Origin of the sequence: Microcoleus sp. BR0-C5, assembly GCF_036705045.1 — a bacterium.
In the GTDB taxonomy this organism is placed as follows: domain Bacteria; phylum Cyanobacteriota; class Cyanobacteriia; order Cyanobacteriales; family Microcoleaceae; genus Microcoleus.
Genome location: NZ_JAUBTR010000031.1, coordinates 1 through 14754, shown reverse-complemented (window position 1 = coordinate 14754; position 14754 = coordinate 1). Strand labels below are relative to the sequence as shown.

Sequence of the window (14754 nt, the reverse complement as noted above, 5' to 3'; positions counted from 1 at the left end):
GTTTGAGGCGATAGCTGACCGAATAATTTGAGATTTTAGATAGCAGATTTTAGTTAACTCGTAAAATCATTCTAGAATCTAAAATCTCAAATCTCAAAATTTTAGGACTTGCCCTAAAGATTCGGAAAAATCCGGGATTGAGATTGCATTGCTCCTGCTTGCATTCGATAGTTTTTACGCAAGTCCTCACTGAATTTTGGGAGTTTAATTTTCGGGTTGCCAAAATGTAATGTTATCGCTGAGCGGCACAACTTGAGTGCCGGGAAAATAAAAGCCCAGAATTTGAGATCCATTCCAGCCCAAATTAGCCAAATTGTAAGAACCAGTCTGACTCATTCCCACCCCGTGCCCGAAACCGCCTCCGACAAAAGCATAACCGTTGAGAGTTTTGTCTGGATTGTAAATTGGTTCTAGGTAAAAAAGCGTGCTAATCGGCGGGTAAAAAGCATTGCGAATCTCGTCTTTGTCAATATCAATCGGGCCCAAGTCAGTTTGAACCTTCATTTGCAAAACTCGACCTGCAGGCGACCTTTCTACCACTTCCACCTGAGTGACAGTTTTAATATTAGCCAGCGGGTGCTGTTTCTTCTGAAGATACTGTTTGAGAAATCCAGCAATCGCGGTCAAAGAAGCGGGTTCGCGCCACCGAAATGTGTCTTCTTTTTCCTCATTAAACCCTTTTTCCAAACTGATAAAGCGGCGGAAATTGTTTTCGTCAGACAAACTCTGCTTGGACAAATCCCACACCTTATTAGGGGAATCGACGATCGATCGCAAATATGGACGTTCCGCGCCATGCCAAACATCGCCAAAAGTCGCTGTCACGCCGCCGCTAGATGCGGAATAGAGCGCGTCTACTAGCTGATTTTGATAAGTTAGCACCAAACCGCTCGTTTGGGCGATCGCCTTATCACTTTGCGGGTAAACCTCGGTCAAACCTTGATAAACTTGGCAGTTAACATCAGCGCACAACTCATAATTATCCACAGCAAACCGGCGCAAATTTCTCAGGGCGTAGGTTCTCGCCAAAATAGTTTGAGCGACAATCGAAGCATAAGGCGAAAAAGCCCCTATTTCGTGAGGAACAACACCCCGCAAATAAGTTTCGGTCAGCACTTTATTTACCAAAGTATAAGTGCCGTAAGCATTTTTTTGTAGGTGCAAACTGCCGCCATAACGGCGAGTTTGTTGAATAGCTTTTTCAGGTTCGGTAGCTGTCGCCTCTTGGGTAGTTTGTTCCAATACCTCAATCACGTTTTTACCAGCAGTCACATCCAACTCATTGCGGTTGAAACGAAAGCCATTTAAAACCCAAAATGCCTGGGGTATTTGTTTGATAACTTTGGAATCCAAAAAAGCTGTTGTGTTACCTTGAGCTTGCAAACTTTGCAACAGCCAGCGTCGCACTATAGGAGAGTTGTAAGTATCTCTTTTTGCCCAAACTTGCCAGCGCAAAGGTTGAGCAACTTCCACATCAATTCCCTTAGCCCGCCACTGATTGGCGCTATCTTCTGCACTCTCAAAACTGCGGTGGGAGCTCAGAACAACTCGTTCTTCTACTAATGGCGATTCCAGAGGTTTATTAGCTATTTCTAGCTTGATGCTGGCAGTAGTTTTGGTTTCTGTGCCTTGAGGAGTTTTGTAACTCAATGTTAAGCTGTCACCCGGTAATGCTTTCAGCGTCAGTTTGTCGGTTGCTTTGGTGCCAAACCGCTGCACTACGCCGATTTTGATGGGTCGATTTTGGGGAGTTTGGGCGTATCCCGCAGCACTGAAAAGGGGCAACAGGCACAATGCGGCGAAAACAGTGCTAGAAACGCAGCTAAACCATTTGTAATTGGGAGTTGGAGGTGCTTGAGCGGACACAGTTATCTATCTCCCGATAGTTGAAATTTGGGGATTTGCGATCGTACGTTAGCACATTTGGTGGCTGGTATAGGGGAATTCCGGAAGATAGGCCAATAAGCTTGGGCTAGCCGTAGGGTGTATCGCCTGCGATAAATCCCTAAAAAAAAGCGACAATCTCGCAGCGACGCACCTTGCAAAATAGTTGTGCTCTCAGAAACCGGGTTTCTTCGTAGATTTCTCGCTACTAAACACAAAATTTCGTAGAAACCCGGTTTCTAGCCTCCCATGAGAAGCCCTGAAACTATCCCAACTTTAGGCACAGGTGCGTCGCTACTAGAAAAGTCGATATGCAAGGTGGGGATTTTCTGTCGCGATGCACCCTACGACTACTTTAAAGAGAGTATTGAAGGCGATCGATCTATGAAAAGGCATGAAAATTTTGTCTGGGAATCCTGCCGAGAAATAACCTCTAACCAAACAACCGCCAGGGAATTAATTCCCCGATCTCCCCAAAGTTACGAAGGTATGGAGCGACCAAAAAACGAAAAACAACCCTGTGCTTGACAATGCTACACAGTAATTTTATATTCAACATAGAGAAGTCGTCAAAATATCTCGTGCAATACCAAGCTATCAAAGTTAGAATCTATCCAACGCAAAGCCAAGAACAAAAATTGGCTCAAGCGTTTGGGTGTTCGCGTTGGTGGTGGAATTTTGCCCTAAATAAGTCGATCGAGACTTACAAAGAAACAGGTAAAGGAATAGGACAAGTAGCGCTAAATGCCATATTGCCCAAACTCAATAAACAAGAAGAAACATCTTGGTTGGCTGATTGCTACAGTCAGGTATTGCAGGCTACTACTCTCAAATTAGTTACAGCTTATAAAAATTTCTTTGAGGGTAGAAGCCGATTTCCGAGATTCAAGTCAAAGAAAAGTAAGCAATCTATTCAATACCCTCAAAACGTCAAAATCTTAGCCAATAACACTATTAAGATTCCTGGTGAAGTCGGGGAAGTGAGAGCTAAGATTCATCGACAGATTGATGGAAAAGTGAAAACCGTTACCGTGAGCAAAACACCTGCTGGAAAATATTTTGCCTCCATATTACTTGAGACGGAAGGAGAAAAGCCACGGAGTTCAACTGAGGGCAATGTAATAGGTATTGACTTAGGCGTTAAGGACTTTGCAGTAACTCACGATGGAGAGAAAGTATCTAAATATAGCAATCCCAAACATTTAGCTGTGCATGAAAAAAATCTCAAGAGGAAACAGCAAAAATTAGCCAGAAAAGAAGATGGTAGTAACTCAAGGTTCAAAGCAAAAAAAATAGCCGCTAGGGTATACGAGCGAGTATCAAACGCACGTCAAGATTTTCTACACAAGCTTTCGCATAAGCTAGTCAACGAAAACCAAGTTGTCGTAGTAGAGAATCTTAATGTCAAAGGCATGGTGCGAAATCATAACTTAGCGAAAGCAATATCTGATTGTGGATGGGGAATATTCACTAATTTTCTAGCCTATAAATTAGAACGTAAGGGTGGAAAGTTAGTAGAGATAAATAGATGGTTCCCTAGTTCCAAACTCTGTTCTAATTGTTTCTATCAAATAGATGAAATGCCGCTTGATGTAAGGGACTGGACTTGTCCCCATTGTGGCACTCATCACGATCGAGATGGAAACGCTGCTGCAAATATTAGAACAGAAGGAATCAGAATGCTACAGACGGATGGAACAGCCGTTTCTGCTGTAGGAGGGGAAGTAAGACCTCATAGCGGGCGTCAGTCTGTTTTGAGGCATTCGCCTGTGAGTACAGAAGCCCCCATTAAGCCGCTTGCGGTTAGTGGCGGGTAGTTCACATTCTTGTATCAGCTTGCGTGTTAGATCGCTCTATTTGATTATTTCCCAACTCAAACAGTCTCAAAGCATCACTTGCAGATCGCTCTAATTTTATCAATTTCTATGCTTGGTTTAGTTGTTGTTACGCTACTCCCCTTATAATGATATCGACCACTCTAATGCCAAACATAATATATTAATAATAATAAAAATAGCCAGAATTTTGTAATCTTTATTTAGTCTTGCTAACAACTCTTCTGATTGCTCTTGTATTTTGTCACTTTTATTTAGTCTTGCTAACAAATCTTCTGATTGCTCTTGTATTTGATCGTGCTGTTGTTCTAAGTCCTTTTGGAGTTCTTTTGCGCTCTGATATAAAGCTTTAACCTCCTCAAACTTTTCCCTTATTTCTGGTAATTTAGCCTTGTCCCATTTGCGGACAAAAGGCACTAAATAATCGTGAACAAGTTGGTAGCGTTTCGGAGTTCCCGGCACTTCTAATACCAGTCCCGATTTAACTATCATCTCTAAAACTAACTCTAATTCTACTAACTCTATTCGTAAATTTGCTGCTAATTCAGCAAAAGTTTTCTGAGGACGATTTTCCTTTTCATCCGTCAGTAAATACAAGACAACTTTGGCAATATCTTTATTCTCCTTACCACAATCTGCGATAACTTCATCTAAAAACTCCTTAACCAGTTTGACCTTAGCCTGACTGCCAAGTTGCTGATATTCACTCAGTCGAGTAATCTGCCGTTTTTCTAGTTGCGTTCCCACAATTTGCAACTCAATCGGCCGCACTTCCCGCATTTCACCTGCTAAATCTTCTACCAGCGCGTTTACCAAATCATCGTCCAAGTAAAATTGAGATCCTTTTGTTAAAGTTTGAACAATAGCTTTCGCATCTGAAATTGAAAAATTTCCCAAGTAATAGCAGATTTTTTTCGTGAGAAGGTCGTTATCAATAATTGATAAATTGGTGGCGCGATTGAACTCTAACAAGTAGAAAAGATAATCTTCCCGCAGCGACAGGATAATTTTGAGGTCGCTAATCTGATTTAAACATTCAGCCAGAAAATCATATAACTCTTGCCTAGCAATTGGATCTCGATAAGCAAAGAAAAATTCCTCAAACTGGTCAAAGATTAATACAGTTAATAAATTACGGTCTTGATTCAGTCGCAACTGTTTTAAAATAGCTGTTGGGGTGTCGATCGCCCATGACAATTTCACACCTTTTAATTGTTCAATTCCTGCTTTCAAACACTCACCGCAATCCCTCACCCAATCATGATATGATTGCAATAAAATAGGCAATATGTCCCGCGCTTCAAAAGTTGTCAGTTGCAGTGCCGGAACTAACCATGCCTGAATTATCGAACTTTTTCCAACCCCAGATTGTCCGTGAACGATCGTCAGCTTGCAAGCAGGTGTACGTATCCGTTTACTTATCTCTTTAATATCGCTCGCTCTGCCGGAAGCTGCTTCAATTTCCTCAATAATTTCAGCTTTTGACTTACCGGATTCTAAACCGATATCAATTATTTGTTGCGGCGACTGCAAGCGGCTGGCACCGATAAAAGCTTGCAATCGATATTTGCTTTTAACTGCTTGTTGTTCGAGTTTAATGTAAAATGCTTTTAAATATTCGCTTCGATCAAAATAAAGCGTTCTCAACTCTTCTAAAATCCTCAGATAAAGCTGCACATCATCTTGAGGCTGCGTATTGTCTTTAGCCGCTTCTAAGTTCTTAACAGCATCCGACTGTTGACTGAGATTTCGCTGCGCTTTTGCCCAAAGTAACAGATATAAACCATTCTCTTGTTGAGATACTCCTGCTTGTTCTAAAACCGATAGTGCTAATTTAGTTAATTCGCAAACTTTTTCCCACTGAAAACCTTGCAGCGCCACCTCAGACAAAAATCCGTAATCTTCAGCTACTTGACTCGCAGTCCCGCAAGTCATGTGCATTGTTAAGGCTTTAATAGCTAATTTTTGTAACTGTTCCCAATTTTGTAAAAGTCGCAGAACTTCGCCGAGTTGGCTAATACATTTGGCAGCTAAATCAGGTCGCTGTGCTTGCTCAAAACTCTCCAGAGATTGCTGCAAATACTTTCTAGATTCTTGCCAATTATATTGACTTCCAGCCCGGTGCAATTCAGCTTTGCGGTTGTAAGCTTGGGCAATTTTGTGGCAGACAATTCCTTGCCTTTCCCACTGGCAATTTGGCTGCCAAAATGCCAAACTTTGCTGATAATGTTCTAGTGCTAAATCTATTTTATTTTTATGATATTCAACTAAACCCCGAATAAATTTCAAACTAGATTTCAGTTCCCAGTCTAATTCTTCTCCCAAATTTGGCAGGCAATTCTCCAGCGACTCAATTTCACAGTCATCTAATTTGAAGTCATCAACATTAGCAAAAGCTTGGTCTGCTTTTTGCCGCAACAAATTCATCAAATCATCGGGTGGCATAGTAAACTGAATTGGAGAAGGAGCCCAAGACTTCAGATCATTTGCCGATCGACTAAATTTAGACAGTACAGCATCCGTCACCCATAATATCAAAGGAAAAGCAAAATCTTGCTTGAATTGGTCTCGCGCTCTATTCGCCCCAGCTAGCAGGTCATCAATCGCCACCACCGACTCGATACCGACAACTATCAAAGCTTTCGGCGGTTGCTTTTGGACGGTATTGAGAATGGTTTGATAAAGTGTTTTAGTCGCAGGTTCGAGGACTAATTCTTGATATTCAACAGTCGATCGGGCGCGCAATTTTTCCAGCATTTCCGAACGCAAACTAGCATAATTGCAGCGCACTATAGTTAAAGAAAAACTTCCTTGAAAGCGGGCGATTGTCCGTACTAAAGTAGAGAGCGATCGCTCGTTTTCTGCTGCAATATCTTCGGCTAGATTTGAGTTTACCATAATCTCAAGAATTTTGCTGCTGCCACAGCTTAAATTTGTCAGTTTCCATCAACAGCGGATTCAGCGCAAACCAATTTCCTTGACTGTCTACATATTCAAAAACCCACAGATTTCGCAGCAAATCTTGGTATTCTCGATCTCCATTAATCTTTTGTTCTTTCACCACCTTAAAGAGTAATTCCCACTCATCATTATCAATGCCGCGACTCAGACTGTCGCGGGAATTCCGAATCACCGATTGCAACACATCTTGGGAAATTGGAGGGTCATCTTGCTGCAAGCAACCAAACAGCATCCCCATCAAGTTTCGCAAATGACCTCCGCTGACGCGACACAATTCATCTAAAGTTTCAGGACTGTCAAAAACTTCGGTAATTAATGTAATATATTTCTCTGGCGACACATCGGGAAAAGCCCGCGACATCACCATGCGCCGCAGCAAATTCATCCCCTCAACACATTCGCTGCCGTCTCTATTCTTTACTGGTACCATCGGCAAAACTTTCGGGTCAACTCCGCCCCCCAATCGATTTTTCAAAATTTCACTTTCATTGCCAAAAATCAATCCCAGTGGCAGGGTATAAACTAAATGGCAATTCAGTTTCCGCAACTGATCGCCCCGGTCAATAAAGATATATTCTGGCAACAGTCGCCCCGAGGCATTGGATTGAGAAACTATCCGGTCTAAGTTGTCAACAATCACCACCAATCCTTTTTTACCCCGCTGCTTTAACTGATTAATTGCTACATCAATAATTTCTTGATTAATCAGTTCTAACATTTTATTAGCTTGCGGTTCCATGTACTGTCTGAGTTTAGATCGTAAGTCGGGATTACTTTTGATTTTGGCAGTAATTTTGGCGATGCCTAAAGGCAGAGAAACTTCCAGATTTCCGTCTGTATTGCCCTTATATTTGCTGCCAAAAAGTTCTCCTTCAGCTTCTAAGGTCACAGGGGTTTGTAAAAAATCCCAACTATTTTTTAAGAATTCTTTAAAGCGCTGGGGCTGCAAGGAAATTTTGCCCTCTTCCAAGCTTTGGGTGACTCGCCGTGCGATCGCTAACATGATATCTGTCAAATCGAGATCCATTTCATCGAGGTCTTGTGTTGACTCGAAGTAAACTACATGAAACCCCTCATCTGTCAACTCTTTTTCCAATCGCGACAATTCAGTAGACTTGCCACAACCAATATGTCCGGTAAACAATTGGCAAGTCGGTTTATCTCGTGCCAGACGGGTAATTGTCCGTTTGAGTATGTTAATAACTTTTCCGCCGCGCACCTCAGCAAAATCAATGTAGTAGCGCTGATCTTCGGCATTGCCCAATATTAGGGAGTGACTGGGGTTGCAGGCGTCGCAGAATCGATCAAAATCTAGGTTCATAAAATTTTCTAATTTAGTTTTTGTAGTTACTGTAGGGTGGGTCACGCCTGAATGTTTTTACCAGCGACAAAACAATTTTCCGGGTAAGCACCCTACGGTTAGTTAGCTGACCACCCATACGTCCAAAACTATTAGTGTGAACCTGGATGCTGTTTCCAATATTGATAGGCGGCATAGGCCAAGGTGACAGCGCCCGTAACTATAGCTGCTTCATCGACCTCAAATTGCGGGTGATGGAGGGGATAATTCGGTTTGTCAGTCAGTCCCACTCCTAAGCGAAACATGGTTCCCGGTGCGTGTTCTAAGTACATCGAAAAATCTTCCGCGCCGAGGGATGGTTCTGGTAAAATTTGGACGCGCGATCGACCTAAAGCTTCTAAAGCCGCAGTTTCGACCAATTGCGTGAGTTTTGGGTCGTTTTGGACTCCGGGCACGCCGCGCTTGTAGGTGAGTTCGTACTTAGCGCCGTAAGTCCCGCAAACACTAGAAACAATTTGTTCGATCCAAGCCGGCAGTTCTTCGTGGGTTTGCGGATGCAGCGATCGCACGGTTCCCAATAATTTTACCCGATCGGCAATTACGTTCGGCGCACGTCCGCCGTTAATTTGCCCGATCGTCAAAACCAGTGGCCTCAAAGGATTTTGCGTGCGGCTAATTGCCTGCTGCAAAGTAGTAATAATCTGAGAAGCAATCCAAATTGCGTCGATCGCCTCGTGGGGGCGCGCACCGTGGCCTGATTCGCCCATCACAATCAATTCTAGGTCATCCGCCGCCGCCGTCAGTGCCCCGTGGCGGATACCGATGCAACCGCCGGGAATCGTCGGAAAAACGTGCACTCCGAGGATGCCGTCAACATCTTGCATCGCCCCGTCTTTAATCATCCATTGAGCACCTTGGGCAATCTCTTCCGCCGGCTGAAACAAGAAGCGGACGTGACCGGGCAGTTTTTCCTCTAGCTGAGACAATATCATTGCTGCGCCCAAACCGACGGTGGTGTGGATGTCGTGGCCGCAGGCGTGCATGACTCCTTCGTTGCGGGAGGCAAATTCTAAGTTTGTGCGTTCTTGAATCGGCAAAGCATCCATATCGGTGCGAATTGCCAGCCACCGGGACTCGCTGCTGTTGCCTTTGAGTTCGCCGATGACGCCTGTTTTGCCGATTCCTTCGATCGCGCGGACTCCGCTGGATGCGAGAACTCCGGCTACGTAGGCGGCAGTTTGATATTCTTGGCCGCTGAGTTCGGGGTGGGAGTGGATGTGGCGGCGAATTTCTATTAAGCGGGGTGCTAGGGTGGCGGCTAATTCTTTGATGCGGGGAAGCATGAATTTAGTTGGGGAGTGCGGTACAAGCTTTAGTCAACTAGGGTAACGCATATGTTTGGGGGTGAACAGGATTATAAGGCGCAAATGTGCGATTCCCTACGGGATAGCTGCGCTTCACGGGCTTTTAGATGGCAATGCTATTTCGTTTGTGAATAAGATTTTTTTTTCTAACCGCAGAGGGCGCAGAGGACGCAGAGAAAAGAGAGAAGAGAGAGTTAGGTTGAAACCAGGAATAAACGTCTAGATTCTAGGTTTAAAGGCTTAGTTTTAGTTGATAATATCATGTCCGGTCGAGCAACCGCGATTTTTGTAGGGGCGGGTTCACTAACAATACCTGCCAATAATTGACCATCTCAAAAACCCGCCCCGACCGGGATATTATGGTTAATCGATCGGACATGATATAATTTCTGGTTGTGATATCATCAAATAGTAATTTTATTAAAATTATTTTCTATGATTAGCTTTGGATTCTGGAATGTAATTATTCTAATTACAGTCGCTTTGTTTCTCAACTTTAATTGGCGATTAGATGGCGAAAAAGCAGCAGGCCAAGATTCTTTGTTTTTAAAACATCCTTCGATCCAAAGGTTGACTCAGTTTTTTAGTCAACCTATCGTTAACTTTATTTTGCAAGCAGTTATTGTATTAGTTGTCACCCGATTTCTCTGTTATACCGGTTGGTTGGTTTACAATCTGACTACTCGGCCCGATCCGCCTTACTGGGATTTTAAGTGGTTTTATGTAGCGAGTAGATTAGCCCATCAGCATTTGAGTCCCTTTAATGTCGAGGTGTTTAACATCGGTTTCTGTAGCATCACTAAAGTGTGTGGGTTTATTCCATCTTTTGTTTATCCACCTAATATCATTCCTCCGCTGTGGTTTGTGGGCTATTTCCCGATGAAGACTGCTTTCACAATCTGGACTTGGCTGCATCTTATTGCCACAGGTTTTGTTTTATGGGGAGCGAATATCTTGTTGGTGTCGCACTCACGAGCTTTTAGGACTATTTGTAGTATATCAGTTGCATTCCTCTACGGTTTTGTCTTCGATCTTCAAGTTGGAAATGTGGCAACGTTTATTGCTGCTTTGCTATTATGGATGTTTATTTATGCTAGAAAAAATCAGGATATAATTGCCGAAATTTCATTAGGACTTGCCATTATAAAACCCACTTTAGTTATATTATTTATTCCTTATTTTTTAATCAGAAGACGGTTTCAGCTAGTTTTTATATGTCTAGTCACGGTAACTTTTTTGGCAGTTATAGGTCTAGCTGTAACGGGCAATTCCTTAACAGGATTTATACAGGATGCGACTCGTGGATTTCCACTCTGGCTCAACGATCCATCGAATAATGCTTATATTTCTATGAGTCGCCTTGATTTAAGGGTTATGGGGCCGAGATTTTTCCCCGATAGTCCCTTCGTGGCGAAGCTATTTTCTGACTTGATTATTCTGTTGCTAGTTGGTTTAGTGAGTTGGTATTTTTACAAAAAACAATCTCGCAATGCTTGGTCAAAAAAAGTTGACTTATCTGAAATGGTGCTAATTTCTACTTTGAGTATTGCTATCAACTATTCACAGCCCACCAGTTCTGTGATGTTAGCACCGGCGGTGGTTTTTTGGCTGAATGATTTATGTTTTCAGATTAAAAATTGTGCCTTCTCTAGGCAAAGAATGTCGGTTTGGTTATTGGGCGTTGGCTGTGTCATGGTGCAAACCGCTGTAATTCATGGCGGGCTGTTGGTGTTTCTAGGAAAGCGGTGGAACTGGAAGGGGGGGAATTGCCTTATTTGTTTAAAGTAACTATTTTTTCACTACCGAGTTATGCGATTTTATGCCTTACGTTAAGTGTTTTAGTCTTAGCAATTACATCCCTTGATCAAAAACAGGTTGCTGAATTTGACCGACAGAACTGAAGCAGGAAATAGACATTCATCTGGCAAAGAGCAAGTAATAGGTAGCGTGTTCACCATTTGACACTCCCACCCCTTCAGGGGATGGGATTCTTTAGGAATTTCGCCCTAAATATCCCAAAGAGACAATTGCTTTTACTCTGGGTTCTCGCCCACACGCCGTTTGCCTTTTTGAGGCAGCGTATTATCTGACGAGCGTTCATACATTCCGACATTAAAAAGAGTCGTTTGTACTGGTTTCGACGAGTCCCGCCCTACCTTTTTCGATTCAATCATTTTGACACTATTTAACCCGTAGGTTTCTATTGCCTTAGTTTTTACATTCCTGGCAGCTTGTAAATTAGCATCATCAGTATGTCCGCAATTGGTGCAAATAAACTTTTCACCATTGCGACTATTTTTATCGACGTGCCTACATTTACTACAAGTTTGACTGGTGTATTTGGGATTAACTTTATACAATTTCTTGCCTAGCTTCGCAGCCAAATATTCAAGTTTTTGAGTTAAGCCATACCAACTTGCATCAGCCAGAGAACGATTCACCCCCCGTTTAGCTGATTGACCATTAGATAAAAGGCGTTGCTGAATTAGGGTATGATACGGGCAAAAATACGAGAGGGGAGTCGAAAATGATTTCTGGGATTTTGATGGGGAATTGGCACATCTCCAAATTTTAGATAATGAATTAGTAATTTAATTGAATACCCTAGCATTTGTTGACACTTAGAATAACAAAGAGTTTTTCTTTTTAAGCGAGCTTGCGTAGTGTCTTAGTCTTGTATTTTCACCCTCAACTCTTGTCATATAGGTTTTGCTAATAATTTGCTCTCCCTCCGGAATAAAATTTGGGTAAACTTTCCAGCCATCTGTCACATAAAAATAGCATTTCCATTTACTAATAAGATTCCATAGTGGTTCAAAAGTTTTGGCGCTATGGTCGCCTAAAGTCCATCCTAAAATACCTGGCTTAAAGTGGTCTACTGCTGTCCAGATCCAGGTATTGTTTTTTTTAACCGACAAATGTTTGTAATTCATCTAATTCTCCCACTTGTGGATTTATTTGTGGCTCATAAAAATCTGGCAAGAGTTTCCCTGCTTGTTTTACCCAATTAATAATTGTAGTATGATGCACATTATTGACTCTTTCAATTGCTCGAAAACCCATGCCATTAACATACATTTTTAGGCATTCACGTTTCACTTCTTCGGAGTAGCATTTTTGAAGTCGAGCCTCAGCTATAAATTGTCTCTTACATCTCACAAAAATATAATTTTATTGGCCTTTATTATGACCATTTTTATTAATATTATTTGACTGACATTCAGGGCATTGCATAAGATTTTATTTTAATGAGTGTTATTTTTTGGTACTCGCACGACCACTTCATCATATCCTAATTCAGCAACGCCAGATAAAAATCTACCAGTATCAGACTTGACGGGTTTGCACCGTTTCATCATGTTTTTAACTTGTAAATCTTCAACGGTAACAGCATCAGGTTTTTGGACAATTCGATTAGCCACATCCCATTGATAAGATTCTCGTCGCTGTTGAATCCTGTTATGTAATTTACTCACCCTAAGTTGAGCTTTACGGCGATTATTGCTTCCCTTTTGCTTGCGACTAACCCGCCTTTGTCTAATTCCCATTAAACGCTTATAGCCTTTCTCAGAAAGATGAGGTATGATGTTACTGACACTCATTCATGAGGGTCAAACAGAGAACACACGATCGAATGAACTATAATTATATGGTTCAGTAAAGCCACGCGAAAGCGATAGCACACATAATAGCATTTTTCTGACAGCACAATCTGGTTGACTTACAACACGTTTACTTGTACTCCTCTTCATACATTGTTAAAAATGAAAACTTATTCGATTGATTTTAGGCAAAAAATTCTTGATACTTATCATACTGAACCGATTTCACAAAAAGCAATAGCTAAGCGTTTTTCTGTAGCCCTCAGCTTTGTACAAAAATTGCTTAAACAATATCGTGAAACAAAAAACATTACTCCCCGAACTCACCGATGTGGAGTCAAAGGCAAACTGAATGCAGAGCAACTACTCATATTGGGGGAATTGATTGAATTAAACAATGATGCTACTCTTGAAGAACTTCGTTATTTACTTTATGGGAAAATTGGATTTTCCGTTAGTAGAGCGACAATAGCAAGAATGATAAAACTCTTAGATATTACTGTCAAAAAAAAACTCTCTTCCCCTCGGACAAAGGCACAGATCGAGTTCAACTCCTGCGATGTGAGTTCTGGAAAACAATTAAAGAGTAAGGTTTGAAACACTTAATATTCATTGACGAATCTGGAGTTAATTTAGCAATGGTTAGGTTATATGCTAGAGCTTTGAAAGGTCAAAGAGCCCGGGGGCAAAACCAACTTGCGCGTGGCAAAAATGTCTCAATAATTGGAGCAATGTCAGTCAAGGAAATTTTGACATCGGTTAATCTAATAGGCGGAACTGATGCAATTACATTTGAAGCTTTTATTATCATAAAACTTGTGCCAAAACTATGGAAAGGTGCTTGTGTAGTCATGGATAATTGTCCCATTCACTTGGGAGAAGAAGTGAAAAAAGCGATCGAAAAAAAAGGGGCAAAATTAATATACTTATCTCCTTATTCACGAGATTTTTAACTTTTTGAGAATCTCTGGTCAAAGCTTAAAATTATTCTCCGTTCTATCAAGACTACTAATTATCAAGAATTAGCCAAAGCCATAGAGTGGGCGTTCAGTCAAGTTACATCATTAAATATTTTTAACTGGTTTACACACTGCTGTTATTGTACCTCATCTTTCTGAGAAAGGCTATAAGTATGAGTAGTTTAGCGATTGTTGCGGCGTTTTCCGGATTGCCCGATGCCCGACGTGGTGCGGGGCGACGACATGACCAAGCGCTATGTATAGCACTATTTACATTGGCGATCAGTGCCGGATGTCGGGGCTTTTTATCAATCAGTGATTGGCTCAAAGGCTACCGTCGTGAATTACTTGAGTTATTTAGTCCAGCCAAATCACGATTGCCATCCTACAGCACGATTCGACCTGTATTATTAAATATTGATTATGAAGCCTATAGCCGTTGCTTAGCCGACTTTTTTGTGATCGAGCCGTTGGCTGGGGAAACGATTGCGATGGATGGTAAAGTGTTGCGTGGTTCGTACAACCTCGATACGCCGGCAAGCACGACGGAATCTCATCCGGCTATTCAGCTAGTCACGGTCTATGTGGTGGAGCGAGGACTGATGCGAGCCGATTCAACAGACCTCTTGCAAAAGTCCCCAATAAGGGCAATAGTAAGGTGATATAGCAATCCGATCTGAGTCTCACAACACAACGCCCTCTTGTCTTCCTAGACTTCTTGTATAGCAAGACTTTCAGATTTTACAGATCTAGAAAATCACTTAGGATTGCTATAGAGAGGAAAAACTGATGACTTACGAACAAGTGCAAAGTTTAAAGCCAGAAGCCTTCAAGCGATTCTGTGGCGTT

The 14754-nt window shown here is 42.0% G+C and carries 9 protein-coding genes and 2 pseudogenes; 4 read left to right on the top strand and 7 right to left on the bottom strand.

Annotated elements, in window-relative coordinates:
* Positions 1 to 204: 204 nt before the first annotated feature.
* On the bottom strand, positions 205 to 1866 hold the full coding sequence (locus QUB08_RS16455; protein WP_333225715.1) for a SpoIID/LytB domain-containing protein: 1662 nt from the start codon (positions 1864 to 1866) through the stop codon (positions 205 to 207).
* A 599-nt stretch (positions 1867 to 2465) separates the two neighbouring features.
* On the opposite strand from QUB08_RS16455, the gene QUB08_RS16450 reads away from it, so the two are divergent.
* Complete coding sequence (locus QUB08_RS16450) at positions 2466 to 3701, top strand: RNA-guided endonuclease TnpB family protein (RefSeq protein WP_333225714.1); 1236 nt, start codon at positions 2466 to 2468, stop codon at positions 3699 to 3701.
* A gap of 141 nt (positions 3702 to 3842) precedes the next feature.
* Here the strand turns inward: QUB08_RS16450 and QUB08_RS16445 are convergent, their stop codons facing one another.
* The 3 genes from QUB08_RS16445 to QUB08_RS16435 all read right to left on the bottom strand — a co-directional run bounded on the left by QUB08_RS16445 (position 3843) and on the right by QUB08_RS16435 (position 9323).
* Positions 3843 to 6617 (bottom strand): nSTAND1 domain-containing NTPase, encoded by a 2775-nt coding sequence (locus tag QUB08_RS16445; RefSeq protein ID WP_333225713.1) that lies wholly within the window; start codon positions 6615 to 6617, stop codon positions 3843 to 3845.
* Positions 6618 to 6621: 4 nt separating this feature from the next.
* Complete coding sequence (locus QUB08_RS16440) at positions 6622 to 8001, bottom strand: ATP-binding protein (protein WP_333225712.1); 1380 nt, start codon at positions 7999 to 8001, stop codon at positions 6622 to 6624.
* A 131-nt stretch (positions 8002 to 8132) separates the two neighbouring features.
* A complete protein-coding gene (locus QUB08_RS16435; RefSeq protein WP_333225711.1) occupies positions 8133 to 9323 on the bottom strand; it encodes a M20 family metallopeptidase in 1191 nt (396 codons plus the stop codon).
* 456 nt (positions 9324 to 9779) lie between these two features.
* Here QUB08_RS16435 and QUB08_RS16430 point away from each other — a divergent pair, with 456 nt between their 5' ends.
* A complete protein-coding gene (locus tag QUB08_RS16430) occupies positions 9780 to 11132 on the top strand; it encodes a glycosyltransferase family 87 protein (protein ID WP_333225710.1) in 1353 nt (450 codons plus the stop codon).
* 245 nt (positions 11133 to 11377) lie between these two features.
* Here QUB08_RS16430 and QUB08_RS16425 read toward each other — a convergent pair whose 3' ends face one another.
* The 3 genes and pseudogenes from QUB08_RS16425 to QUB08_RS16415 all read right to left on the bottom strand — a co-directional run bounded on the left by QUB08_RS16425 (position 11378) and on the right by QUB08_RS16415 (position 12892).
* Positions 11378 to 11785 (bottom strand): transposase, encoded by a 408-nt coding sequence (locus QUB08_RS16425; RefSeq protein ID WP_333225709.1) that lies wholly within the window; start codon positions 11783 to 11785, stop codon positions 11378 to 11380.
* Between the two features lie 44 nt (positions 11786 to 11829).
* Positions 11830 to 12578, bottom strand: a pseudogene (locus QUB08_RS16420) (IS1 family transposase).
* A gap of 11 nt (positions 12579 to 12589) precedes the next feature.
* Positions 12590 to 12892: a transposase gene (locus QUB08_RS16415; RefSeq protein ID WP_333225761.1), complete on the bottom strand. Its 303-nt coding sequence runs from the start codon at positions 12890 to 12892 to the stop codon at positions 12590 to 12592.
* A gap of 216 nt (positions 12893 to 13108) precedes the next feature.
* Here QUB08_RS16415 and QUB08_RS16410 point away from each other — a divergent pair.
* Both QUB08_RS16410 and QUB08_RS16405 read left to right on the top strand, forming a co-directional pair.
* Positions 13109 to 14064: pseudogene (locus QUB08_RS16410) on the top strand (IS630 family transposase).
* 14 nt (positions 14065 to 14078) lie between these two features.
* Positions 14079 to 14567, top strand: coding sequence for a transposase family protein (locus tag QUB08_RS16405; RefSeq protein ID WP_333225708.1), 489 nt, complete (start codon positions 14079 to 14081; stop codon positions 14565 to 14567).
* The last annotated feature ends 187 nt before the right edge of the window (positions 14568 to 14754 follow it).